24 protein-coding genes are annotated in these 21,922 nt (G+C 37.8%); 12 read left to right on the top strand and 12 right to left on the bottom strand.

The window, feature by feature from the left end:
- Positions 1–60: 60 nt before the first annotated feature.
- From K2X50_03200 to K2X50_03190, 3 genes are all read left to right on the top strand, one after another.
- Positions 61–2,070, top strand: a complete 2,010-nt coding sequence (locus K2X50_03200; protein ID MBX9586245.1) for a pyridoxal phosphate-dependent aminotransferase — start codon at positions 61–63, stop codon at positions 2,068–2,070.
- A 162-nt stretch (positions 2,071–2,232) separates the two neighbouring features.
- Positions 2,233–3,279, top strand: a complete 1,047-nt coding sequence (locus K2X50_03195; GenBank protein ID MBX9586244.1) for a hypothetical protein — start codon at positions 2,233–2,235, stop codon at positions 3,277–3,279.
- A gap of 225 nt (positions 3,280–3,504) precedes the next feature.
- Positions 3,505–3,687 (top strand): hypothetical protein, encoded by a 183-nt coding sequence (locus K2X50_03190; protein MBX9586243.1) that lies wholly within the window; start codon positions 3,505–3,507, stop codon positions 3,685–3,687.
- Positions 3,688–3,748: 61 nt separating this feature from the next.
- Here K2X50_03190 and K2X50_03185 read toward each other — a convergent pair whose 3' ends face one another.
- A complete protein-coding gene (locus tag K2X50_03185) occupies positions 3,749–4,501 on the bottom strand; it encodes a slipin family protein (GenBank protein ID MBX9586242.1) in 753 nt (250 codons plus the stop codon).
- Positions 4,501–5,832, bottom strand: a complete 1,332-nt coding sequence (locus K2X50_03180; GenBank protein MBX9586241.1) for a nodulation protein NfeD — start codon at positions 5,830–5,832, stop codon at positions 4,501–4,503. The genes K2X50_03185 and K2X50_03180 overlap by 1 nt, the downstream gene beginning before the upstream one ends.
- A 253-nt stretch (positions 5,833–6,085) precedes the next feature.
- Here K2X50_03180 and K2X50_03175 point away from each other — a divergent pair, with 253 nt between their 5' ends.
- On the top strand, positions 6,086–6,505 hold the full coding sequence (locus tag K2X50_03175; GenBank protein MBX9586240.1) for a hypothetical protein: 420 nt from the start codon (positions 6,086–6,088) through the stop codon (positions 6,503–6,505).
- A gap of 39 nt (positions 6,506–6,544) precedes the next feature.
- On the top strand, positions 6,545–6,967 hold the full coding sequence (locus tag K2X50_03170) for a hypothetical protein (protein ID MBX9586239.1): 423 nt from the start codon (positions 6,545–6,547) through the stop codon (positions 6,965–6,967).
- 28 nt (positions 6,968–6,995) lie between these two features.
- Here K2X50_03170 and K2X50_03165 read toward each other — a convergent pair whose 3' ends face one another.
- Positions 6,996–7,697 carry a DNA alkylation repair protein gene (locus K2X50_03165; protein MBX9586238.1) on the bottom strand — a complete coding sequence of 234 codons (702 nt, stop codon included), beginning with the start codon at positions 7,695–7,697 and terminating at the stop codon, positions 6,996–6,998.
- Positions 7,698–7,868: 171 nt separating this feature from the next.
- On the opposite strand from K2X50_03165, the gene K2X50_03160 reads away from it, so the two are divergent.
- Both K2X50_03160 and K2X50_03155 read left to right on the top strand, forming a co-directional pair.
- Positions 7,869–8,048, top strand: a complete 180-nt coding sequence (locus K2X50_03160; protein ID MBX9586237.1) for a hypothetical protein — start codon at positions 7,869–7,871, stop codon at positions 8,046–8,048.
- A gap of 325 nt (positions 8,049–8,373) precedes the next feature.
- A complete protein-coding gene (locus tag K2X50_03155; GenBank protein MBX9586236.1) occupies positions 8,374–9,024 on the top strand; it encodes a hypothetical protein in 651 nt (216 codons plus the stop codon).
- A gap of 19 nt (positions 9,025–9,043) precedes the next feature.
- Here the strand turns inward: K2X50_03155 and K2X50_03150 are convergent, their stop codons facing one another.
- The 4 genes from K2X50_03150 to K2X50_03135 all read right to left on the bottom strand — a co-directional run bounded on the left by K2X50_03150 (position 9,044) and on the right by K2X50_03135 (position 12,998).
- A complete protein-coding gene (locus K2X50_03150; GenBank protein MBX9586235.1) occupies positions 9,044–10,384 on the bottom strand; it encodes an AAA family ATPase in 1,341 nt (446 codons plus the stop codon).
- A gap of 187 nt (positions 10,385–10,571) precedes the next feature.
- The gene (ychF, locus tag K2X50_03145) at positions 10,572–11,663 is read right to left on the bottom strand and encodes a redox-regulated ATPase YchF (GenBank protein MBX9586234.1); all 1,092 of its coding nucleotides are present in this window, start codon (positions 11,661–11,663) and stop codon (positions 10,572–10,574) included.
- A 28-nt stretch (positions 11,664–11,691) separates the two neighbouring features.
- The gene (gene pth / locus K2X50_03140; GenBank protein ID MBX9586233.1) at positions 11,692–12,282 is read right to left on the bottom strand and encodes an aminoacyl-tRNA hydrolase; all 591 of its coding nucleotides are present in this window, start codon (positions 12,280–12,282) and stop codon (positions 11,692–11,694) included.
- Positions 12,282–12,998 (bottom strand): 50S ribosomal protein L25/general stress protein Ctc, encoded by a 717-nt coding sequence (locus tag K2X50_03135; protein MBX9586232.1) that lies wholly within the window; start codon positions 12,996–12,998, stop codon positions 12,282–12,284. The genes pth and K2X50_03135 overlap by 1 nt, the downstream gene beginning before the upstream one ends.
- A 344-nt stretch (positions 12,999–13,342) precedes the next feature.
- Between K2X50_03135 and K2X50_03130 the strand changes: the two genes are divergently transcribed.
- Positions 13,343–14,662: an ATP-binding protein gene (locus tag K2X50_03130; GenBank protein MBX9586231.1), complete on the top strand. Its 1,320-nt coding sequence runs from the start codon at positions 13,343–13,345 to the stop codon at positions 14,660–14,662.
- Between the two features lie 96 nt (positions 14,663–14,758).
- On the top strand, positions 14,759–15,700 hold the full coding sequence (locus K2X50_03125) for a hypothetical protein (GenBank protein MBX9586230.1): 942 nt from the start codon (positions 14,759–14,761) through the stop codon (positions 15,698–15,700).
- A gap of 58 nt (positions 15,701–15,758) precedes the next feature.
- Here K2X50_03125 and K2X50_03120 read toward each other — a convergent pair whose 3' ends face one another.
- The 3 genes from K2X50_03120 to K2X50_03110 form a co-directional block, all read right to left on the bottom strand.
- The gene (locus tag K2X50_03120) at positions 15,759–16,163 is read right to left on the bottom strand and encodes a hypothetical protein (protein MBX9586229.1); all 405 of its coding nucleotides are present in this window, start codon (positions 16,161–16,163) and stop codon (positions 15,759–15,761) included.
- 215 nt (positions 16,164–16,378) lie between these two features.
- A complete protein-coding gene (locus K2X50_03115) occupies positions 16,379–16,516 on the bottom strand; it encodes a hypothetical protein (protein ID MBX9586228.1) in 138 nt (45 codons plus the stop codon).
- Positions 16,503–17,327 carry a transcriptional regulator gene (locus K2X50_03110; GenBank protein ID MBX9586227.1) on the bottom strand — a complete coding sequence of 275 codons (825 nt, stop codon included), beginning with the start codon at positions 17,325–17,327 and terminating at the stop codon, positions 16,503–16,505. Before K2X50_03110 ends, K2X50_03115 begins: the two co-directional genes overlap by 14 nt.
- Positions 17,328–17,682: 355 nt before the next feature.
- On the opposite strand from K2X50_03110, the gene K2X50_03105 reads away from it, so the two are divergent.
- A complete protein-coding gene (locus tag K2X50_03105; protein MBX9586226.1) occupies positions 17,683–18,558 on the top strand; it encodes a DnaJ domain-containing protein in 876 nt (291 codons plus the stop codon).
- Positions 18,559–18,571: 13 nt separating this feature from the next.
- Here K2X50_03105 and K2X50_03100 read toward each other — a convergent pair whose 3' ends face one another.
- Positions 18,572–19,522: a patatin-like phospholipase family protein gene (locus tag K2X50_03100; GenBank protein MBX9586225.1), complete on the bottom strand. Its 951-nt coding sequence runs from the start codon at positions 19,520–19,522 to the stop codon at positions 18,572–18,574.
- 167 nt (positions 19,523–19,689) lie between these two features.
- Between K2X50_03100 and K2X50_03095 the strand changes: the two genes are divergently transcribed.
- Both K2X50_03095 and K2X50_03090 read left to right on the top strand, forming a co-directional pair.
- Complete coding sequence (locus K2X50_03095; protein MBX9586224.1) at positions 19,690–20,286, top strand: hypothetical protein; 597 nt, start codon at positions 19,690–19,692, stop codon at positions 20,284–20,286.
- A 151-nt stretch (positions 20,287–20,437) separates the two neighbouring features.
- Positions 20,438–20,881 carry a hypothetical protein gene (locus K2X50_03090; GenBank protein ID MBX9586223.1) on the top strand — a complete coding sequence of 148 codons (444 nt, stop codon included), beginning with the start codon at positions 20,438–20,440 and terminating at the stop codon, positions 20,879–20,881.
- A gap of 47 nt (positions 20,882–20,928) precedes the next feature.
- Here K2X50_03090 and K2X50_03085 read toward each other — a convergent pair whose 3' ends face one another.
- Positions 20,929–21,888, bottom strand: coding sequence for a ribose-phosphate pyrophosphokinase (locus tag K2X50_03085; protein ID MBX9586222.1), 960 nt, complete (start codon positions 21,886–21,888; stop codon positions 20,929–20,931).
- Positions 21,889–21,922 lie beyond the last annotated feature (34 nt).

Below are 21,922 nucleotides of genomic sequence, written 5' to 3'. Positions count from 1 at the left end.
GCTACCCATTGAATACTCATGACTTTTTGATATCCTCTTTAAAAAGGAGACTCTACGGCAATGTTAAAAACTCCCATTAGTCAGCCTCGAGAGGGCGATAGGATAATGGCACTTCACAGTCTTGCTAAGCGACACAGTGAAAACACAGGCAAACAGATAGCCATTGCTGGTATAGGCAAACCAACCTTTCCTGCAAATCAGCACTTTCTAGAAAGTATCATTGCAAGTTGGCAGACACTTGATGAGAATGCGAAAAAAAGTGATGAACTACTTAGTCATTACGAGGAGCAGATAAGACAATCCTCAGACCCCGACAAAATTGCTCGGGAAGGTTATCCATTAGACCTTTTACAAGAAATTCACGCACTTAATGCTCATGAAGAGAGACCCGATAATCCTGCTGGACTTCTCAGTGCTCGTGAAAACATGGCTAGCGCATTGACCCGATTATACCGTTTGCCGACTGAGAGACCGTTTCACTATGATCACATTCTTTTCACGGTAGGTGGATCATCAGGTATAGCCTCCTTTTTTATGGCCATTAACTCGAACAAACCACATGGTCGTATCATCACTCCATCGCCTTATTATCCATTACATGCGGGCGGTGGCAGAAAAAATCGTCTTCATACATTCGATGTGTTGAAACTGCCAGGTTACAAACTTAATCCTCAAGTTTTGTTTGAAGCGATTAGCACTGCAAAAAGACAAGCTTTTCTAGATGGAGGAGAAATCAGCGCTTTTGTATTTTGCTACCCCAATAATCCGACTGGTGCAACACTATCGGCAGAAGAATGGCGAGCTATTGCAAATATTATTTTGGAAGATGATACATTAAAGTCAACGCCAATTCTCCTGGACGAGTCCTATGCAGAAATGCATTTGGACGGGCAAGATCACTATTCACTTGTGGAAGTCGCGCCAGAGCTAGAAGATCGAATCGTGCTGTTGAGGTCTGGAACCAAAGGTATGTCACTGGCAGGTGAGCGCGTCGCCATATTAGCCTGCAAAAATAAGAAACTTCTCGCTGAAATTGTGCAAGCGCATTCAAACTTCTGTGGGCATGCTCCTATTATCTGTTCTAAAGCTTATGCCTATGCCATGACAAAACTTGATGCAGAAGAGGAAGCTTTAATCAGTAGTTACTATGGTTCTATGGTGGAATTTGTTTATAACGCTCTTATCGATATAGGTGCTGCCATGCCTGATAAAAATTACACGGTCAGCGGTACATTTTACGTATTAGCTGATTTGAGTGATTGTTTAGGCATTGAACCACATTCAGATACAAAACAAGCACTGCCTGAAATGACGCATATTATTGATGATGAAACACTTGTTAAAGATCTTATTTTTCGTAAGCAGATCATGCTGTGTCCATTATCGTATTTTGGCGTAAACTCTAAAAAAGGTTATGTGCGAATTACTTGCAGCGACGTAGTAGATTGCGAATATATTATCAATCAATTAGGTGATTTTCTTGCAGAGGTACGTAAAGAAAAATTAGATAAATTGGACACCAAAATTAAAACGCGTCTTGAATTTCTCGCTATCTATGATAGTAATGAAGCAAGAATGCTCAATAATGAATACAGCACTACATTCAATCAAGCACTATTGCAATATAACGAACAAATGGATCTCACTGGGAAAGATGCGAAACAGTTAAAAAACCTTCAGCTAAAATTAAAAGCGTTTTCTGTTCAGGTCGGTGCAAAAATTCTTTGTAAAAAGCCTAATGGAGAGCTCGAAGCAGCTATCCGAATCACTGCCTTTGCTCAAATGATCATCACAAGAGCAAGAACGAAGAAATTTCAACAGAAAATGGATATATGTTGGTACGAATGGGTCGAATCAACATTACCCGAAAAATATCACGTTGCAAAAAAAAGAGTACTCGCTAGTGAGCGGTTGGCAGCTAATCCTCAGTGGCGCAATCAACGTCTTCAATGCTTTGAACAGGGAATGCATTTTTTTGCAAAACCAGCGAGTAATACAAATAGCACGAGTTCTAGCGATAAAGCTATTGGGCTCATTGCACAGAATGAAAAATTTGCCCCTAAAATTTAAGAGTAAGGAGCGCAGCAAACAGTTAAAAAAGTATTTTTCGCTGACGCTCCGAGTATAGAGACCCAGATTTATGTGATCTGACCTGGTAGAGCGACGATAACTCACTAATGCATTATTTTATTTTGATAAATTTGATCTTTTACCTATAGGGGAAAATCTAGAATGGCATTTTTTAAACAAGAGAACTTTGGGAACGATGGAAATGAGCTCGATCCAAATGAAGAGACCATGATTGCATCGCTTAAACATCTCAGTGAAGGCTTTCTTTGGTTCAGAAAGGCTTACCCCGAGAGCTATACTGATAAATTGGAGGCAATTTTTTCACTGGCTCTGAATGAAAATAGAGATGCGTGTCATGCCCTAATAAATCAATTGGTTGAATTATTAGGCCCCACCTATTTTGATAACCTTATCGTCAAAATTATCTCAGGCCAATACAATGATTTGCAAAAACCATCGCCCTTCAGGCAAAGCCTCAAGAAACTGTTAGATAAATGGTATGTAAAAGTTGAAAACAAACTCTGTTTGCTTGGTCCAGATCCCATAGCTTGGAGCGAAAGGCGGATACAAGCTGGAAGACTGAAAAAAGCTCTTGAGAAACACATCGTGGATAAAAATTGCCCTGTATATCCTGATACTGAGCTTGTGGCCCTAGTTAAAGAGATACTCGAGAATGGAAAAAAATACTATAATCACTATGGTCTAGACAATGGATTTAATGGATTTTTAGACGATTTAAAAATAGTCTCTGATCTTCGTGTTAATGGAAGCTTAACATCCTCTGAAAACTTTTTTTATGGACCTGAAAGTTTTGCAGCATTGTTGATTATTCAAAATAAAAAACTTGTGGATCAAATCGTAACGCTTAGGGTGACGCTTGTGGAAACACAAAGTAAAAAAGAGTTTGCCTCTCAGAATGAACCTGCACTAAAAGCGCAAAATGCCCAACTCTATGCAGAAAATACTACACTCAGGAAGCAAATTGCTGACTTGCAGTCTCTTAGTGCTGATAATAATCATACGAAATTAACGGATCTAATAAAGTTAATGATGGAAAAAAATCAGGCAAACGAAGCTACGATCACATCACAAAAAGAACAAATTTGCAATTTGTTAGAGGAAATGGATGATGAACTGACCAGCAGTTGTGAGCTTGAGTGTCTTGAAGATAATGCCCTAGATTATACACCACTAAAGTGGAGTAAATGAGTAATGTGGCAGTACAAGGTGAACTCTTAAAACAATTTCTGAAATCGCCTGAGCCAAGAGCCTGGTGCATGTTAGAATTGATACGAGTAGTTAAATACTCTTAATTACATATTTTTAAAAACAGATTCTGCCTTTTATGCGCCTCCTATTTATGGATTTACAATTAAAAACACAGAGGTTCAGCGAATCACAGTAAAAAAAGGACAGAAAATTTCGTTGTTAGGAATGCCCTCTGCAATTGTCGATACCAAAGGATTAAAATGGGATTTAAATCGGTCAGAATTAACATTCCCAGGGCGTAGCGCTTGTTTTAATCGAGCTAATCAAGATTTTGTTGATATAACTGTTCATGAAGGCAGTTTACTAGTCTTGATTTATTTAGAGGCAATCGATGATGCAGGGTGGTAAATTTTGCAAATGAAAAGTTCAGGGGCGCGAAATTTTCGCGACCCTGAAATATAACTACAAATCAGGATTTAGCACCTGAAATTATCCCTGCAAATTTTTCTAGAAGATCAACAGGAAAAACAATTGTTGTGGCATTTTCTTCGGAGATGCTATTTAAAGTTTGCAAGTATCGAAGTGTTATACCGCCACGGCTGCTGGATAAAACCTCAGCAGCTTCAGCTAATTTGGCGGAGGCTTGTAATTCACCTTCAGCATGAATCACTTTCGCACGGCGTTCACGTTCAGCTTCAGCTTGTTTTGCAATCGCACGTATCATACTTTCATCAATGTCGATGTGTTTAATTTCTACAATGCCGACTTTAATGCCCCAGGCATCAGTTTGTGAATCTAGTATTTTTTGAATATCCGCATTGAGTTTGTCACGTTCGGATAAAACATCATCAAGTTCATGCTGGCCTAGCACCGATCGTAAAGTTGTTTGTGCTAATTGGTTGGTGGCTTCGTAATAATTTTGTACTTGCAAATAGGCTTTTTCTGGATCAACTACACGAAAATACAAAACGGCATTAACGCGCGCTGAGACATTATCTCGTAAAATCACATCTTGGCTAGGTATATCCATTACCACTGTACGTAAATCGATGCGTACCATGGTTTGTACGCCTGGGATTAATAAACGTAACCCAGGCGCTTTTATTCCCCAGAACCGTCCAAAAGTTAAAACGACGCCGCGCTCAAATTGTTTGATGACACGAATAGTGTTTAATAAAATGAATCCCACAATAACTAACGCAAATAAAATAAAAACTTCCATTACGATTCTCCCAATGGTTCAACCTGTAAAATAAGACCATGCATTTCAACTACTTTTACATGTTGTCCAACATGCAGCGGCGATGATGATTTGGCTTGCCAAATTTCACCTTGAATACGAACTTGAATAATATTATCGTAAATAGCAACAACTTCTCCAGTGCTAATTAAAATAGCCTCACGTCCTGTGACTTCAGGTGTGTGTTGTGCTCGTATAACCAGCGTTATAATTAATGATATAAGCCCTACCGTTATTACTGTTGCTCCAATAATGAGTTGCAATGGAATTCCAAAGCCTGCAACATTGGTATCTATCAACATAATAGATCCAATTAAAAATGCAATCGCGCCGCAAAGACCTAAAATTCCGTAGCTTGTGATATAAAGCTCTGAAATTAAAAAACCTATGCCTAAAATAATTAATCCTAATGCCGCATAGTTTACTGGTAGCAACTGCAAGGCATACACAGAGATAAATAATGCAATTGCGCCTATAGCTCCAGGGACTGTTACGCCGGGTGTCGTAAATTCTAAAAATAATCCATATATCCCAACTAACAAAAGTAAGTAAGCTACGCTAGGATCTGTGATTACTGATAAAAATCGTGTTCTCCAGTCAGGTGTAATTTTTTCTAAGGAGATATTTTTTGTTAGTAGAGTAACTGTTTTGCCCCCAATTTCAGTGTGACGTCCATTTAATTCGGATAATAACTGATGTATATCGTCCGCAGAAAAATCAATCACTTTTTTTTCTAGCGCTTCTTTCTCAGATAAACTTTCAGCTTTAATGACGGCTTGCATTGCCCACTGAACATTGCGTCCTCGTAATTGAGCTAGGCTACGAATATAGGCGGTGGCATCACTGGTTGCTTTATGTTCGAGAGTGGATTCGTGTTTGTCTTTGGATGCTTCAGAGGATCCTGGCATTCCGATTGATACAGGTGTTGCGGCGCCTAAATTCGTGCCGGGTGCCATAACCGCAAAATGACTGGCGTAAAGAATGTAGGTTCCTGCACTTGCTGCTCGGGCTCCGCTGGGGGATACATAAGTCACCACAGGTACGCTCGAAGCTAAAATGGCTTTATTAATCTCTCGCATGGATTCCGATAATCCGCCGGGGGTGTCCATCTGTATGATTACAACTTCGGCTTTATTCGCTTGCGCCTTTTCCAGTCCACGCACCACGAAATCAGAAACAGCGGGACCAATTGCCCCTTGGATTTCAAGCAAATAAGCGACAGGGTTGGCTACTTGACTGGCTTGACCAGTAGTCCCGGCAAATATCATCGCCAGGATTGCGAAATTTCTCAAACATTGAAATAAAGAAGCCATGATTGACCGGTTCCTTGTCAGTATTCTGTCATGATTATTCACCTAAAAGTGCATAGAGAACATTAGGCAAGCTAACATGAGATTGATTAATTCTAGGCTAAAAACAGTGATTCTGCTACCTAACTCGGGTAATACGTATTCCCACCATGCCTCATGTTCAGTGTGAGCTGCTGGCTAATTGTTAAATTCTTGACATGAGCCGCAGAAAATGTCAGATTTACCCAACATCATTATCCTAACTATTAGGAATAACATGAAAGCAATCAAATACTCTGCTCCGCTCTTACTAGCTCTTATCTCCTTTCAGGCTTTTGCGGAAGTGATGGTATATATTGAAAACGATACAGATAACATTTGTAAGCTAGTAAACAAAGAGTTAAAACACGGGTTATTGTATACCTATCCCCCTGTGAGAATTGCGCAGAATGATGTAGGGATTTTTAGGATGATGGATTCTGGATTTCGTGGCCCTGAAATCGAGTTGTTTTTTAATTGTGGTGGTAAAAAAATAAGTATTACTTGCCAAGAAGATTTATGGTTTATTTCTGCAGGTGCAGTGAATGCCAAATTAGAATATGCTGATCCAGGAATTACAGGCACATATAAATTAGAGACGGGTTCGGCATTATGGGGTCAAGTTGGAGTAATTCGTTGGAACATCTTGAACAATTAATTCAAGAAAATTCAAAAATATATATAGGTTAAGAGAAGCATGAAACTATTTAAATTCACCCTCGTGTTATTGCTCATTTTTATATCATGCCAGGCAAATGCGCGGGTAGTCGTGCGTATAAAAAACGACACTGATAATATCTGTAAACTTGAAAATAAATATATCAAAAATGTTTCGTTGTCTATTTCCCCTGCAGCACAAGTAAATCCTAATCAAGCTGATATGTGCCTTATGGAAGATTCTATTGTTCGAGGATCTGAAATCGAATTAACGTATAGTTGTGGTGGCAAGAATATTAAATTAAAATGTCAAGAAGGTGTGTGGACTTTGTGGAAAGCTGATATCCACGCTAAGCTAATGTACGCCGACCCTGGGATTACTGCGACCTATCATATAATAAAGAGTTCTGTTGTTTGGGGGCGAGCAGGGGAAATCGAATGGAAAATAGTTGATAAAAAATAGAGATTGGTTGGATTTTAGTCTGAGTTTTTTACTTCAATGATAAATAATATTTTCTTTTCGTGTCTGGAAATTTCTCAATAGAATATCGCAGCATAGTTCTAGGCATTTTAGTGGCATGTTGATCAAGAAATTCAATCAGCATGACTTCGTTTTTTTTACCCGCTTCGCGTAACATCCAGCCAACTGCTTTATGAATTAAATCATGCTCATCTTTTAACAAAAGAAGAGCAATCTTAAACGTCCATTCAAGTTGATTTTTTCGAATAAAATACCACGTCGAAACAATTGCAATTCTTCGTTCCCACATTTCTTTTGATTTGCCCAGCGTCAGTAAAAGTTTTTTGTCATCATTTAATATATGAGCGCCAATAATCAAATGAGCGGAGCTATCAACAAGGTTCCAATTATTAACATGTTTTAAGTGATCTAGATAAAATTGAAAACGTTCAGCCCGCGCATTTTTATCAGATTTCTGGTATTGATTAACAAGTAGAATCAGGGCCAATAAACGCTCTTCATTAATTTTCGATTTTAGTAATTTGCTTATCTCGTACAGAGAAGCGTCAGAAAAATCTTTTGCAATTTTTCGTAAATCAGGAACGCTTACACCAATAAATTGATCGTTTTCAGCGTACCCACCGGGATCGGTTTTAAAAAAAACAGTATTATTTGTGCTCGATTCTTGAGCTAAATTAGATAAGGTTTTTTTAATCTGGGAAAGAGTATTCACAGTGCATTCCTGGTTAAGCTAAAAAATATTGAATAGAATATTAAAAATCTTATCATGTGCCTGATTGCTTGAAAGGAATTATATCTTTAATTTTCCTATTCTTCAAGGCTTGACGGTGCAAGAAATTAAGAAAATAATCATTCTTGGATTTTTGGGCATGTGAATTAACTGATGCTTGAATATTCTTGTCGCTCACATGGGAACAAAAAAACCGCCCTATATGGAAAAGCTAAAATTGTTTTAATCGAAGATCAACCTCAAAGACCAGGCCGCATCGAAACAATGTTGATGGAATTAATTCGTAGTGGGACATTTAAGATGCAAAAGACATTATTTTATGCAGTTTTTTAGATTCCAAACTCGATCATGATCGTTTTGCAATCGTTAAACCAATATTGTTCGAAAGATTTCTCAGTCTCTTAGAGGAAAACGGAATTAATATTCCAATTTTGCATTCTGATAATTTTGGGGATGGTGATTTTAATCGGCCTTTGCCTCTTTGAACTGATGCTGTTATTGACTTGGAGAAAGAAACTACATTAACTCTTCCCACTGTATTTTAAAGTTATCTTGTCACTAGCATTTATCAATATATGGTTCTTTCAAACACCTCTAATTTATTAATGTGCTATACTTTATAGTGAGTGTGATTTCTCTCTTTAATATGAGGTGTTAAATGGGATTTAATGCTAGAAATATTATTATCATCGTTCTTATAATGGCGTTGACTATTTTGTTGTTCAGCTTATTTCAATATGAGGGAGAGTATTCTCAGTTGATAGCATTTTTGACTATGATTGCAACTGTTTTGACTATGATCGCAACCATGGCTATTGCTTATATTGCATATAATCAATTAAATAAAATAGCCAAAATAAATTTGGGTGATCATATGCTAAAGTTGGATCAGCTTTGGCATACAGTTGAAATTATAAAAGCAAGAAAATTAATCGATGAATATTTTCAAAGATTCTATAGGGTATTTTTCATGAGCAATAAAGCTTTATATAAAGACGCCGTGAAAATGGCTTCTAAAGAGATATATAAGATTTCAAAACCAGATACAGAAGTAAAAATTAAAGAGTATGAATCCAAGTTTATATATATACTCTCGCTCATAGAGTTTTTTGATACGTTGGGTTTTATTTATTCAAAAGGTGAAATAGATCAGAAAAATGAAATAAAAAGTTTATTTAAGGACTCAGTAAAATTTTATTATGAAATAAACAAAGTTTATATTGATCATATTCATAATAATCCTGACACAAAAGATAGGTTTAAAAATTTTCAAAATATTTACAATGAGTTCAAGCGCGATGAGAGTTAAAAATAGGATATTGTGTCATCTATTGTTCAATAATATCTTTTAAAGGAAATTGAGCGGCCAGGTACAAAGGATAATTGTGAACATTTGTGTTGTTATCAATGGTCAAAGTCTTCCCGCTCATGATTACTCTGTAATTTGGTTGGTATTTATCATTGTAAACGCGAAGGCTTTTTGCTTGAGTAACCCATCCTGATTTCACTTCTACTGGGATAATATGGCCATCAATTTGTCTTAGAAACTCTATCTCTGATTTCCCTTCATTCCAGCTAAATATCTGGTCTGTGCTTGAGTAGCTGAATGCTTGTGCGGCGAAGTTTTCGGCAAAGTATCCTTTATAAGATCCGTAATTATAATCCATTATTGTTGACGGTGGAAGATTTGATAGGGCTCCTAATATCCCAACGTCAAAAATAAATAGTTTAAAAGTATTTTCTTTTGTGTAGGATCGTAAAGGTAATTGACTTTGGTGTGCAATAGTTACTTTGATTATTAAATCAGCTGATTCTAGCCAATCAATTGCTCCTGACATTTTACTGAAACGATCAATGCCTGGTATAACATCTTTGAACTTATATTTTTTCGCAGATCCATCCTGCGAGAGGCCTAGTTGCTCCGGAATTGATTGCCAAACTCGGTTAATATGCATTGCATTAATTTTCCCAGAGTGTTTCGCGATGTCAGAAAAATACCCTGTTATAAGATCACTTTGTTTTTCTCTAGCTAAATTGAAAGCGGTGAATAAGTCTTTGCTATTTTCTTTATAAGTGTTGACGACTTCTGGTAATCCACCCACGATAAAATAATGCTTTAAGCATTCCCACAGATGTTGATGAGCTACAGTTGGAATTTGACTAGATATGGTGAGATTATTTAATAGCTCTACATACAGCTCACTTCCTGTTGCCATCATGAATTCTAAAAATGACATAGGATGCATTGAGAGGTGGTCAACTTTACCAACCGGGTAAGACACTGGCCCAAGGTGAATACCTAATAATGAGCCAGCACAGCACAGATATGTTCCAGGGAGGTCTTCGCAGAAATATTTTAGGCTTGTGAGTGCTTTTGGGCAGGCCTGTATTTCATCAAATATAATGAGGTCTTTCGTATAATCAATTTTCTTACGCTGCTTCAAGCTTAACTCTTGAACAATCCGTTTGGGGTCCAGATCGACTCCAAACACCTCACCTAAGCCCGGCTCTTTCTCAAAATTAAAATAATGGTATGTATCAAAATATCGTTTACCAAACTCATTCAATATGTAGGTTTTACCGACTTGACGAGGCCCTTTTATGATAAGAGGCTTACGTTTAGGGTCGTCCCTCCAATTACGTAGTTTCTGTAAGATTAGTCTATCCATGTGGTATAGTATAGCTCATTGATACAAAAAGTGCGACCACTAAATGTCTAATTTGTACATAAAGTGGTACCACAAAATGAACGGGCAGTACACTTTGTGCTCCCACTTTATGTCAAGAACGACGAAAAACCCGAGAATTTTTCGAAAAGAGGTCTAAATTAGAGCTATATCTGAGAGGGCACCCAGCTTAAACGTTAAAGCGGAAGTGCATCACATCGCCGTCTTTGACGATGTATTCTTTACCTTCAACGCGCAATTTTCCGGCTTCTTTCGCGCCTTGTTCACCTTTGTAATTAATGAAGTCATCATATGCAATCACTTCTGCACGGATGAAGCCTTTTTGGAAATCAGTATGAATCACAGCGGCCGCTTGTGGAGCCGTTGCACCGATATTCACCGTCCATGCGCGCACTTCTTTTACGCCAGCGGTAAAATACGTTTGTAAACCGAGCAGGTCGTAACCAGCACGAATCACTCGATTTAATCCAGGCTCTTCCCAGCCGAGCTCGTGTAGATATTCTTTTTTCTCGGAAGGGGAAAGGGCCACTAATTGGGCCTCAAGTTCTGCGCAAATGGGAATAACGCTCGCTTTTTCTCGCGCTGCAATTTCTTCAACGACAGTTAACAACGGATTATTTTCAAAACCGTGCTCATCAACATTTGCAATATAAAGAACGGGTTTGAGAGTAATTAATTGAAATGGTTGCAACAATTCCACCGCATTTGTATCTAAATCCATTGTTCGCACAGGATTGCCTGCATCAAGATGAAGTTTAACTTTTTCAAAAAGCTCTAGTTGTGCTTTTGCGACTTTATCGCCCGATCTTGCTGTTTTGCTGACTTTAAGAAGTGCATTTGAAATCGTTTCTAAATCGGCCAATGCAAGTTCAGTGTTAATCACTTCGATATCATTTGTAGGGTCAACTTTACCTGCAACGTGGATAATATCACCGCTTTCAAAACAGCGAACGACATGAGCAATCGCTTGTGTTTCACGAATATTGGCCAGAAATTTATTGCCCAATCCTTCCCCTTTAGACGCGCCCTTTACAAGTCCGGCAATGTCAACAAATGTCATTGATGTAGGGACAATATTTTGTGGTTTTACAATATCCGCTAATTTATCAAGACGTAGATCAGGCATCGGAACAATGCCGACATGAGGGTCAATCGTGCAAAAAGGAAAATTTGCAGCTTGAACGCTCGCTTCAGTTAATGCATTAAATAATGTTGATTTTCCAACGTTGGGAAGTCCAACAATGCCACATTTAAATCCCATAATCTTTACTCACAAAAAAATTGATCAGTTATACATCAATTGCATTTGAATGCAATTCTCGAATGGCTTTTTGATGATCCCCAGAAATAAAAGTAGGCAGCACTTCAAGTGCGCTACGAATTGCAGACATGATTGCAGTATGTTCTTCATTGCGAGGTGGTTTAAGCACATAATTAACGACTTCATTTCGATCACCCGGGTGATCTATGCCCAATCGAAGTCTATGAAAAGCTGGGCTGTGTAATTTTGCAATAATATCGCGTAGTCCGTTATGCCCACCATGTCCGCCATGTTGTTTAAAGCGTACTTGGCCCGCCGGAAAATCTAATTCATCATGAACAATTAAAATTTCTTCTGGTGGAATTTTATAATAACTAGCCATCGCTTGAACGGATGTTCCACTGAGATTCATGTAGGTAGATGGAATTAAAAGCCAGCATTCATGTTCAGAGATTTTAATATTGCCAATACTGCCGTGGAATTTATTATCGGAACGTAGGTTAAGGTGATGTTGGCGAGTTAATTCTTCAACTAGCCAAGCGCCAACATTGTGGCGCGTCTCGGCATATTTCGGGCCTGGATTGCCCAAGCCCACGATTAGTCTGATAGGCGGTGCCACTATTTCTCAGAAGATTCGGCTTCTTCACCACCTTCGCCCGCAGCTTTAGATTCAGCACCTTCTTCGCCAGCGGCTTCGGCCCCTTCAGCTCCTTCAGCTGGAGCACCTTCTTCAGGTTCTTCCACAACTTTAGGAATATGAATACTCACTACTGCATGGTCATGAGCTTGATCTGAGCCATGAGCGAGTAGCATAACTTCGACACCTTTAGGTACTTTAATGTGCGTTAAGTGAATAACGCCATCCAACTCTAAGTTGGCCAAGTCTATTTCGATGAATTCAGGTAGGTCAGCTGGCAAACAACGAATTTCAAGTTCACCCATGTGGTGATTCACAACACCACCAGCTAGTACGCCGGGAGCTTTTTCTTCGTTCATGAAATGTAATGGAACGCTCATGGTGAGTTTTACGTCAGCGCTTACGCGTAAGAAGTCCATGTGTGTGATGCGTGGACGGCCAGGATGGCGTTGAATATCTTTAACGATCACTTGTTGTTTCTTCTTGCCATCGATGTTCAATGTCAAGATATGCGAGAAAAACGCTTCGTTTTCCAGGGCGCGAATGACCAAATTGTGAGATAAAGAAATTGCCACTGGCTCTTCTTTACCGCCATAGATAATTGCAGGTACCGTGTCCTCTAATCGGCGCGTACGACGGTTTGCAGCCTTACCAAAGGTATTCCGGCTTGCCACAGTTAAGTCAAATAAATTGGCCATATTCTTTACTCCACTACGAATACTGCGCGGTTTCAGCGCCTTAGACCGGTCGCATATCCGCTTAGTTATACAAAAGCCGGACATTGTAGCGGCATTTTAGTGAAAATACTAGCCAGAAATGGAGAATTTATGGCTAGTCAGACGCCTCTAACGCCATCCCTAAAATACCCCTTCCGGTTCCCTATTCCCGATCGCCCTGAAACGCGCATTTCTTCGTCGATATCACGGAATTGGAACCAATAACGTGGTAAATATCACATTATTGGAACGAATAACGTGATATTTATCACGAAATCGGAACGAATAACTTGATAAATTGAAGGCGCTCTGCTATTGTAAGTACCATGGAACGCATACTTTATAAGAAACTCGTTGCTTGGAAACATTCAGAAGGCCGAAAGCCCTTGATGCTAGAAGGGGCTCGCCAGGTGGGTAAAACCTACCTGTTAAAAAAACTGGGGAAAGAAGAGTATGAGCATTTCTATTATTTAAACTTCAACGAAAACCCTGACGCATGCTCTTTATTTGAAGGCAACATTGGTGCCAAAACAATATTGGAGAAATTGGGAATCTATTTTCAAGCGCAAATTACACCAGACAATAGTTTGATTTGCTTCGATGAAATTCAAGACTGTGATGGTGCATTGGCGTCGCTGAAATATTTTTGTGAAGATGCGCCCGAATATCATCTCGCAGCGGCAGGTTCATTATTGGGTGTGAAATTAAAAGGAAAAAAAGGATTTCCCGTTGGAAAAGTCACTATGCGACAGCTGCACCCACTTTCATTTGAAGAATATCTGCGAGCCATTGATAAAACTGGGTGGATAAAATTATTGGGTGAAATTAACGTCAAAGAAAAAATTCCCGAAGTCTTTCATAATGATTTAATAGAGGCTTTAAAAACATACATGTTTGTCGGTGGAATGCCAGAAGCGGTTGCAAAATATATTCAAACAAAAGACTTTGAAGAAGTACGGCAAATTCAGAAAGATATCTTACGAACCTATGAGCTCGATTTCGCAAAGCATGCAACACCTGCAGAAGCCGCAAAAATCTCCATCGTTTGGGACACTATTCCATCGCAGCTTGCAAAAGAAAACAAAAAATTTATTTACTCGGTGATAAAAGAAAGCGCCAGGGCACGTGAATATGAAACTGCAATTCAGTGGTTAGTGGATGCTGATCTCATCACAAAATGCTACAACATCTCAAAGCCGGGTATTCCGCTAAAAAGCTACTTCAATCATGAAGTATTTAAAACTTATTTACTCGACGTGGGATTGCTAGGTGCGATGAGTCAACTTAATTCCAAAGTTCTGTTAGAGGGAAATAACCTTTTTGTTGAATATAAAGGTGCTCTTACAGAAAATTACATTGCTCAAGCGCTAACAACGTTTCTTGAGCATCAGCTTTTCTACTGGACCAGCGAAGGCAAAGCTGAAGTTGATTTTGTTGTCGATATCGACGGTATTCCGTTACCTTTAGAAGTCAAATCAGGGCAGTCTACCAAGAAAAAAAGCCTTCAAGTTTACATCGAAGAATATTCACCTCCGATTTCAGTTCGTACCTCTTTGCGCAATATTGCATATGATGCAAAGTTGTTGAATGTTCCGCTTTATGCTGTGAGTGAGTTGTCAAAGCTGATAAAAGAGGTAGTTGATTAAAAGTTAGGTTTATTTTCGGGCGCCAAAAAGCAATATACATATTATACGCTATAATGAGTATATAAATTGTGTAGTACTAATGTGGGGGAGGCAGGAATGATGCCAAGACTTCGTGAAGTAAAACTGTTGGAGCAGTGTATTGTTGAAGTGGTTTTTGATAATGATATAGTAAAGAAAGTCAATTTTGCAGATTTGATTGATTTTCAAGTATTAAACGAAAAGCACTGTCCTGATAGTTTTTCTAAATTAAAATTTGACAACGACAAGAATATTATTTATTGGGAGAATGGTCAAACTATTACTATTGATTCTCTAATAAGGAAGATTCATGAAGATGATCAAAGGTTGTTTCATCTCGAACAACGCTTACTACAGCCATCCCCAGATACGCTCTTGTATAAGATCGTTAAATTTGACTATTTTATAGATATGTGTCAGAAACAATATTTATTCTTTAAAAACGTAACTCAATATGAAGGTAACCCTAAAGATTCACAAATGCCAAAAAGAGAAAGGTTATTAAGAGAGGCAGTTAGATTTGAAAATAATCCAGACGTTTCATTATATGACTTTGATGAACCAAATCGAAATAACACATATGCATGTTGTTTTTCGCTAAATGAATCTAGGTATATTTGGAAGGCGTATGCAGCAGATTTAAAACGGGATTTATGTCTAGTCTTCCACTATGATAATTTAAAAAAGTATTTTATAGAAAACTATAATATAAGTCATTTTATAGGTGGGAGTAAACTGAATACGAATAATTTTCTAATAAATATTTGTAAAGTTCAGTACGTTGATGAGCAGTCTACCCTCACAAACACTTATCATAAAAATCTATGTGAGTATGCATGCTATCAATATAATAAACATCTTCCAGATGATGAAGTCAGATTGTTTTTAAGTCCAAATTTATCAAATTTCAAAAAAGAACCAGAAACTAATATTAAGTTATCAGTAGATTGGAAGGAATTAATGGAGTATGGAGCATTTGTTGGGATAAAAAATTTCGAATCATCTAGAATAGAAAATTAATTAGGACAGAGAAGTCAGCAATAAATTGGATTGAAAGACTCATACGATGAGAAAGCTATTATCTATTTCTCTGATTCGACTTGATGGAATCTTGTGGGGGTAAAAAAACGGATTTCGCATGCTGCTCATTAAAATTATGAGATTTCATAAGATATTGAACTCCAGAAACTGTGTCCAATTTTTTTAAATCTTGTAATCCCGCTGCAATTTTACTAGGTGAATTATGGTTAAGAATGTCCTGATCGATAAAAGCATTTATGTTTATATTAGGATAGTCTGGTTGTAAAACGGCAACGACTACAGAAATTTTCGTTTCCAATTTCCCTAAGATATCATCATTCTTACTTGCCATTCTTTCAATATTATTAATTTTTTCATAGTATTGTCCGAAAAAAAATATATGTGTAGCGATAGTTGATATTAATATCACAATATTTACTATCACTGTTATATTGTTGCGCATTCTAGATCTCCTATTAGTGGAAATTATAGTAGGTAATTTACGGAATACTAATTAGTTAAGCCGGGGTAGATCAAGAATGGAAGGATGTCAATGCTATAATGCGTAGTTTATTGATTCAAAAAGTAGAAATATTAGCCCCGTAATATTTGTCATGTGAAGCCAAATAAGCTACAATTGTAGCTTATTTGGCTACATTTGGATTTGAGATGTCATTACTATCTGAATTGTTGTTTCCAGTTTACAGACGAAAGGTCTGAAAGTATGTGCATTAATAGTAGGACTTTCTCCAGTAATTCGACACGAAATCCTGATGCATTGGCCTCATGTTGTAATTCTTCTTTAGATATCCTCATGGTTTGGCTCTTCCCATGTTTGTTTAATAATATAAGCTGGAACGACTAGATTCCATCGCTTCAATAATTTTCCAGATTCTCGTTTGCTACGTTCTAGAAAATGAATTCCTTGAGGTTTTTTTTCTTCCAGAATACTTAATATGTGCTCATCGAGGTTAAAGTGATCTTTGTGTTGCTCAAGGAAAAATCCAAGTTTAGCATATAAAGTGGCATTATTGAGCAACATTACGTAGTTGATGATTTTGTCTAAGTTTAATATTGGGATGTGTGAGGCCGATCGCCAAATTTCTTCCCAACCGCCAGCATAGTCAGGACGATCCAGTGCATCAACAAGACTACGCTCTATACTCGTGACCATAATATTGATTCCTTGTCGATCTGCTGTGATTACTTCAAAATTGGTGAGTTTTTTTTCAACTAGCGCTTTTGGAAAGGATACGCATTTGAAATCTGCATTTTGAAATGTGAACGGTCGTATTTTATTTTCAGACATAAAAGTGAAGTGGTGATAAGTAGAAAAGGAAATTCCGTGAAAATCAAAAGCGCTGTGATAAGCTATGACGGCATCTTTCGAAACATGTCCTGCAATTAGAAAAGGATCAACAATAAAATTTTCTGCTTGATGACGTAATCCAATAGGTATGCTGACATAGAGACCTCGACGTACATGCTTAATATGCTGTTTCTTTGTGTGATACGCAAGTAAAGCCCGATGTGTATGTGGGTTGGTACTGCCATGAGAGATTAAGTGTTGCTCAAATTCCTCGTGGGTAAAAATTGGGCGTTGATCAAAAAATTCCATGAGTAACATATACTTGACCTTGTTCTTCAATAGTACTAACTAATATAGTAATATTGATAAAAATTGTCAAGTAAAAATTGACGTATTCTATCAAAGCAGCTAATATTGTTAGTTGTTACGTTGAAAACTGTCAAGTATATCTGATTAATTAAAAAAATAGACTGCTAAGTCATTATTTTCAGAGAGTTTTAAAATGTGATGTAATAATTAATCGTATACGTAGCCAAATAAGCTGCACTTGTAGCCAATGAGGCTACATTAATGAAAGGAAAAGCTTTATTGCAAGTGATTGGGTTTAAGAAAACTGTATTGCTTAATGTAGTTCACCGACGTAATATCTAAAGAAAACTCGAGGTATACGAATATGAGAGATCACTATGAAGTATTAGGTGTTCCCAGGAATGCTAATGAAGCACAAATTAAAAAGGCCTATAGAGAAAAGTCTTTGGTTTGGCATCCTGACAAGTTTAAAGGCAGCTTGGATGCGAATCTTAGCAAATATGCAAAAATTGAATTAACCGCAATTCATTTGGCAAATGAAACATTAAGTAATTCTGGAAAAAAAGATAATTATGACAGATTTGATATTCCTCCATATGAATCTGATGCAAATGAAAATGCGCGACTAGTTGCTGTACGAAAACATGAGCTGTCCTACTATCAGCAACGATTGAGTGAATTAGAAGAAAAAATTAAGGCACAAGAAAAACTTGACGATAAAACAAAAAAGAAAAAAGAGTTTTATGAGGAGGTAATTGCAAACCTAAATAGTAAAATAAATAAAGAAAATGATCATTCTCGTAATGGTAATAATGATCAAACATCACCATCCTATAGGGGTAGTCATTCAACACCTGGAACTGCATTTTTCTCTCTTCAATCATCTGATGAAAGTTTTATTGGAGATGGAAAAGATATTGTATATGTTGATTCTATGCGTGATGACGAAGGGTTAAATGTCGGATTTAAAAACCGCCAAGCATACGATACTTTCCTTCAGAATTTTTCACAAAGTAATATTCATCACTTGTTTGATATCGATGGTCCTCGCAGCATTAAATGTAAAAATATTTGTATAGTGAAATTCTATCATTCTCTTCAAAATGTAGGGTTACCCATTTCAGTTGATACGTATAAACGGCGAGAATTAAATCAACAACTAGAGCAATGGTTCCAAAAACATTATCCGGGATCGCCAGCAATAGACGAGGTCAATTCAAGATCCGTATTGAGGAGATAATAGAAAACAAGATTTAATGCTTGATCATCGAATTAGCATGACGAATTGGTTTTAAATTAGCAGTTAAGGCGGAGTTTTTTATGAGCAATTCTTTGATTTGAGGTAATGCTTCTTGAGCTGCTTTTTCTCCAGCAACAATGAAAGTATGTTTCAAATGCACATCAAAAATGCCGGCATTTCCAACTGAAGGATGAATCAGTACATCGGCACCTTCTCCGCTGAATTTTCCAATAGTCTGAATGCTGATGTCAAAGGCACGTTGAAATACTCCAACAAAAGAAGTGGGCATTTTTTTATCAAAATCAGCATCTATATTTACAGCGATGATGATGTCAGGATGAAAGTGTTTGGCAGTTTTGACGGGTAGTTGTGCAACCATTCCTCCGTCAACGAGTGTTAGGCCGTACATTTTAACAGGGTGCACTGCGCCAGGCATGGCAGAGGACGCATTGACTGCTGGAGCGATAGGGCCGCTACTGAGTGGTTTTTCTTTGCCCGATTTTAAATCAGTTGCAACGACGACGAGAGGAATTTTCAGTTCTTCAAATGATTTGGCTTGCATGTTCTTGAGTAGGAAATGCTGTAATTTTCGTCCTGATATAAAACCGTTTCCGGATGAAACGATGGTGAAATCTGCAAAATCGAAAAAATGCGTTTTGCGCATGGTTCGTTCTACGTGAACAGAGTTAGCGCTGTCTGCATATAGAGCGCCTATGATGCTCCCTGCGCTAGTCCCAACGATCAAGTCAATTGGTACACCAGCTTTTTGTAAAGCTTTGATAACACCGACGTGTGCATAACCTCGAGCACCTCCGCCACCTAACACAAGGGCCACACGAGGATGTTTAGTTAAAGTTAATGGAGGTGGCTCATGCGAAGGAATAGAAATATTCGCAGGAGGAGTTGCGCAACTTGATATAAAGATCATGAGCGACAGTAGTATTCCTAAACGCAATTTGATCATAGATTTACCTCCTGTATTGGCTATATTATGCTCGGTATCTGGATAATTGCAATAACTGTATCATGTGGTTTTTATGATGATATTATGGTAATCTAGCAGCAATTGGTAAAGTGTTCATATAATATGAAAATCTGTTGTAAAGTAGAGTGATTAAAAGAGGTTATATAATGGCAAAAGACAAAAAAGATTCTGATAATAAGAAAAAGGCTGAGAGTGCGAAAAAGTCACCGAAAATTAAAAGCCAAAATCAATCAAAAGATTCTGGATATTGTGGCTTAACTTGGGTTGGAGCAGGCTATCAATTTGTTTCTCTAGTGCGAATTATTAGGAAGATATCGGACCGAGCCCATCCTGCATCGTATGTAAAATCAGCTAAAGATAACCTTGTCATGCCCATTGTAAAAAGAAATTGTCCAGAGTTGACTCAAGATATAGTTGGGGGCGCAATAGAAATCATCGAATTTATTATCAGTCCAACCCGCTATGTTTTGAATATTGTCTCTTATACAGTTGCAGAAGCTACAGGAGAATTAATTAAAAAAAACTATACGATTAAACATCCAGAACTAAGAGCAGGCATCGATGTGGTATTCAGTGAAGCTGCCTATCAAGCAGTCGATAAAATATCCAGTTCATCTCAAAGCCAAAATAAAGTGTTAAGATTTTTTAACAATAATATAAAACGAGATTACACTCAATCTTCTTCAAATGGTGCGCTTTTAAAATCCATTGCAACTAATGTGCAATTTCGAAGCAAGCTATGATTAGATCAGTATTGCTCAATGCGATTATGCTCCTAAGGTCTGCATTGTAAAATTAGCTAGAATTTATGAATAAATAAATACCTTGATAATGACCAAGGTAAGTGATAGAGTGTAGATTGTCATTAAATTTACTAAATGAGAGCGTCATATCATGAAAATTCAATTGAAAACCATTACCGCCATTTCTCTATTATTGTTAGCAAGTTCTTCGATTTATGCAGCGAATGAAGTTACTGCAAATGAATCAACGAGAGCTCTAAATACAGTGCATATCATTAACACTACAGATAAGGATGTTGCTTACAGATTAGTTTCAACGTCTGCTGCAAATATGTACTACGGTGTAAAGCATGGTAAAACTGCAAAATATCATTCAAAACCGGGTGATAAACACTCTACTTTTGAAGTTGGTGAATGCAAGCATTTTAATAGTCTGACAGGTCTTTGCCTTAGTTTTGAATCTAAGGACATCAAAAATTGTGTTGGTAACACCTATTATAATGCAAACAAAATTAACTCAATCACGATTAATTCATTATCATCTTGCACAGTTAAATGTGTTGATGGTAGTTCAAGCTCGTGCATTTCTGAGTAAATTCTTGAGGTTCAGGAGCTCTCAACTAAATGAGATGCTCCTGAATATTATGCCTTTTGATCTTCAAACATCGAGCTTACAGATTCTTTATTATTCACGCGCAAAATTGTTTCCGAAATAATATGGCTTAAACTTAAGGAGCGAATTTTGGGGCAATTCAAAGCGGCTTGTTGTAATGGAATTGTATCGCAAACAACAACTTCATCTAAATCAGAGTCTATAATATTTTTTATCGCCGGGCCAGAAAGCACAGGGTGAGTTGCGTAGGCAACAACACTGGTTGCGCCTTGTTTTTTTAATGCTGTGGCTGCTTGGCAAAGTGTGCCTGCTGTATCTACAATATCATCGACGACGATACATTTTCGGTCTTTAACATCACCAATAATATTCATGACTTCAGATTGATTGTGAGTGCGTCGTCGTTTGTCGATGATCGCTAAATCGGAGTCGTTCAATCTTTTTGCGATGGCTCGTGCACGTACTACGCCTCCTACATCAGGAGAAACTACCGTGACCGACTTGTCATAACCACAAGCAAGCATGTCTTCAAGCATCACCGGTGTAGAATAAACGTTGTCCACTGGCATTGAGAAAAAGCCTTGAATTTGATCGGCATGTAAATCAACAGTGATTAAGCGGGTAATGCCGACAGTTGCCATCATATCAGCAACAACTTTTGCAGTGATGGGAACGCGTGCTGAACGAGGACGTCGGTCTTGGCGGCCGTAACCAAAGTAAGGCATGACAGCGGTGATGCTGGCTGCTGAGGCTCGGCGAAGCGCGTCCGTGATGATAATGAGTTCCATGAGGTTATCATTGGTGGGAACGCTGGTGGATTGCAGAATAAAAATTTCTCGACCGCGAACATTTTCATGGATTTCCACCATGATCTCGCCGTCGCTGAATCGATCAACAATGGCTTTACCTAGAGGAATTTGTAATTCGTGAGAGACTTTTTGCGCTAGAACAGGATTGGAGTTACCCATGAAAAGTTTAATTTCTGCCACTATATCACCTCTGGTTTACTTACTACGTAACATA

It is taken from the genome of Gammaproteobacteria bacterium (assembly GCA_019748175.1).
Classification (GTDB): Bacteria; Pseudomonadota; Gammaproteobacteria; order JAIEPX01; family JAIEPX01; genus JAIEPX01.
This window is presented reverse-complemented; position numbering and strand designations above follow the sequence as displayed.

Excerpts from the sequence above, each read along its gene's own strand:
- K2X50_03200 (MBX9586245.1), top strand. The coding sequence starts at position 61 with ATGTTAAAAACTCCCATTAGTCAGCCTCGAGAGGGCGATAGGATAATG.
- K2X50_03195 (MBX9586244.1), top strand. The coding sequence starts at position 2,233 with ATGGCATTTTTTAAACAAGAGAACTTTGGGAACGATGGAAATGAGCTC.
- K2X50_03190 (MBX9586243.1), top strand. The coding sequence starts at position 3,505 with ATGCCCTCTGCAATTGTCGATACCAAAGGATTAAAATGGGATTTAAAT.
- K2X50_03185 (MBX9586242.1), bottom strand. The coding sequence starts at position 4,501 with ATGGAAGTTTTTATTTTATTTGCGTTAGTTATTGTGGGATTCATTTTA.
- K2X50_03180 (MBX9586241.1), bottom strand. The coding sequence starts at position 5,832 with ATGGCTTCTTTATTTCAATGTTTGAGAAATTTCGCAATCCTGGCGATG.
- K2X50_03175 (MBX9586240.1), top strand. The coding sequence starts at position 6,086 with ATGAAAGCAATCAAATACTCTGCTCCGCTCTTACTAGCTCTTATCTCC.
- K2X50_03170 (MBX9586239.1), top strand. The coding sequence starts at position 6,545 with ATGAAACTATTTAAATTCACCCTCGTGTTATTGCTCATTTTTATATCA.
- K2X50_03160 (MBX9586237.1), top strand. The coding sequence starts at position 7,869 with ATGCTTGAATATTCTTGTCGCTCACATGGGAACAAAAAAACCGCCCTA.
- K2X50_03155 (MBX9586236.1), top strand. The coding sequence starts at position 8,374 with ATGGGATTTAATGCTAGAAATATTATTATCATCGTTCTTATAATGGCG.
- K2X50_03150 (MBX9586235.1), bottom strand. The coding sequence starts at position 10,384 with ATGGATAGACTAATCTTACAGAAACTACGTAATTGGAGGGACGACCCT.
- ychF (MBX9586234.1), bottom strand. The coding sequence starts at position 11,663 with ATGGGATTTAAATGTGGCATTGTTGGACTTCCCAACGTTGGAAAATCA.
- K2X50_03135 (MBX9586232.1), bottom strand. The coding sequence starts at position 12,998 with ATGGCCAATTTATTTGACTTAACTGTGGCAAGCCGGAATACCTTTGGT.
- K2X50_03130 (MBX9586231.1), top strand. The coding sequence starts at position 13,343 with ATGGAACGCATACTTTATAAGAAACTCGTTGCTTGGAAACATTCAGAA.
- K2X50_03125 (MBX9586230.1), top strand. The coding sequence starts at position 14,759 with ATGATGCCAAGACTTCGTGAAGTAAAACTGTTGGAGCAGTGTATTGTT.
- K2X50_03120 (MBX9586229.1), bottom strand. The coding sequence starts at position 16,163 with ATGCGCAACAATATAACAGTGATAGTAAATATTGTGATATTAATATCA.
- K2X50_03115 (MBX9586228.1), bottom strand. The coding sequence starts at position 16,516 with ATGAGGATATCTAAAGAAGAATTACAACATGAGGCCAATGCATCAGGA.
- K2X50_03110 (MBX9586227.1), bottom strand. The coding sequence starts at position 17,327 with ATGTTACTCATGGAATTTTTTGATCAACGCCCAATTTTTACCCACGAG.
- K2X50_03105 (MBX9586226.1), top strand. The coding sequence starts at position 17,683 with ATGAGAGATCACTATGAAGTATTAGGTGTTCCCAGGAATGCTAATGAA.
- K2X50_03100 (MBX9586225.1), bottom strand. The coding sequence starts at position 19,522 with ATGATCAAATTGCGTTTAGGAATACTACTGTCGCTCATGATCTTTATA.
- K2X50_03095 (MBX9586224.1), top strand. The coding sequence starts at position 19,690 with ATGGCAAAAGACAAAAAAGATTCTGATAATAAGAAAAAGGCTGAGAGT.
- K2X50_03090 (MBX9586223.1), top strand. The coding sequence starts at position 20,438 with ATGAAAATTCAATTGAAAACCATTACCGCCATTTCTCTATTATTGTTA.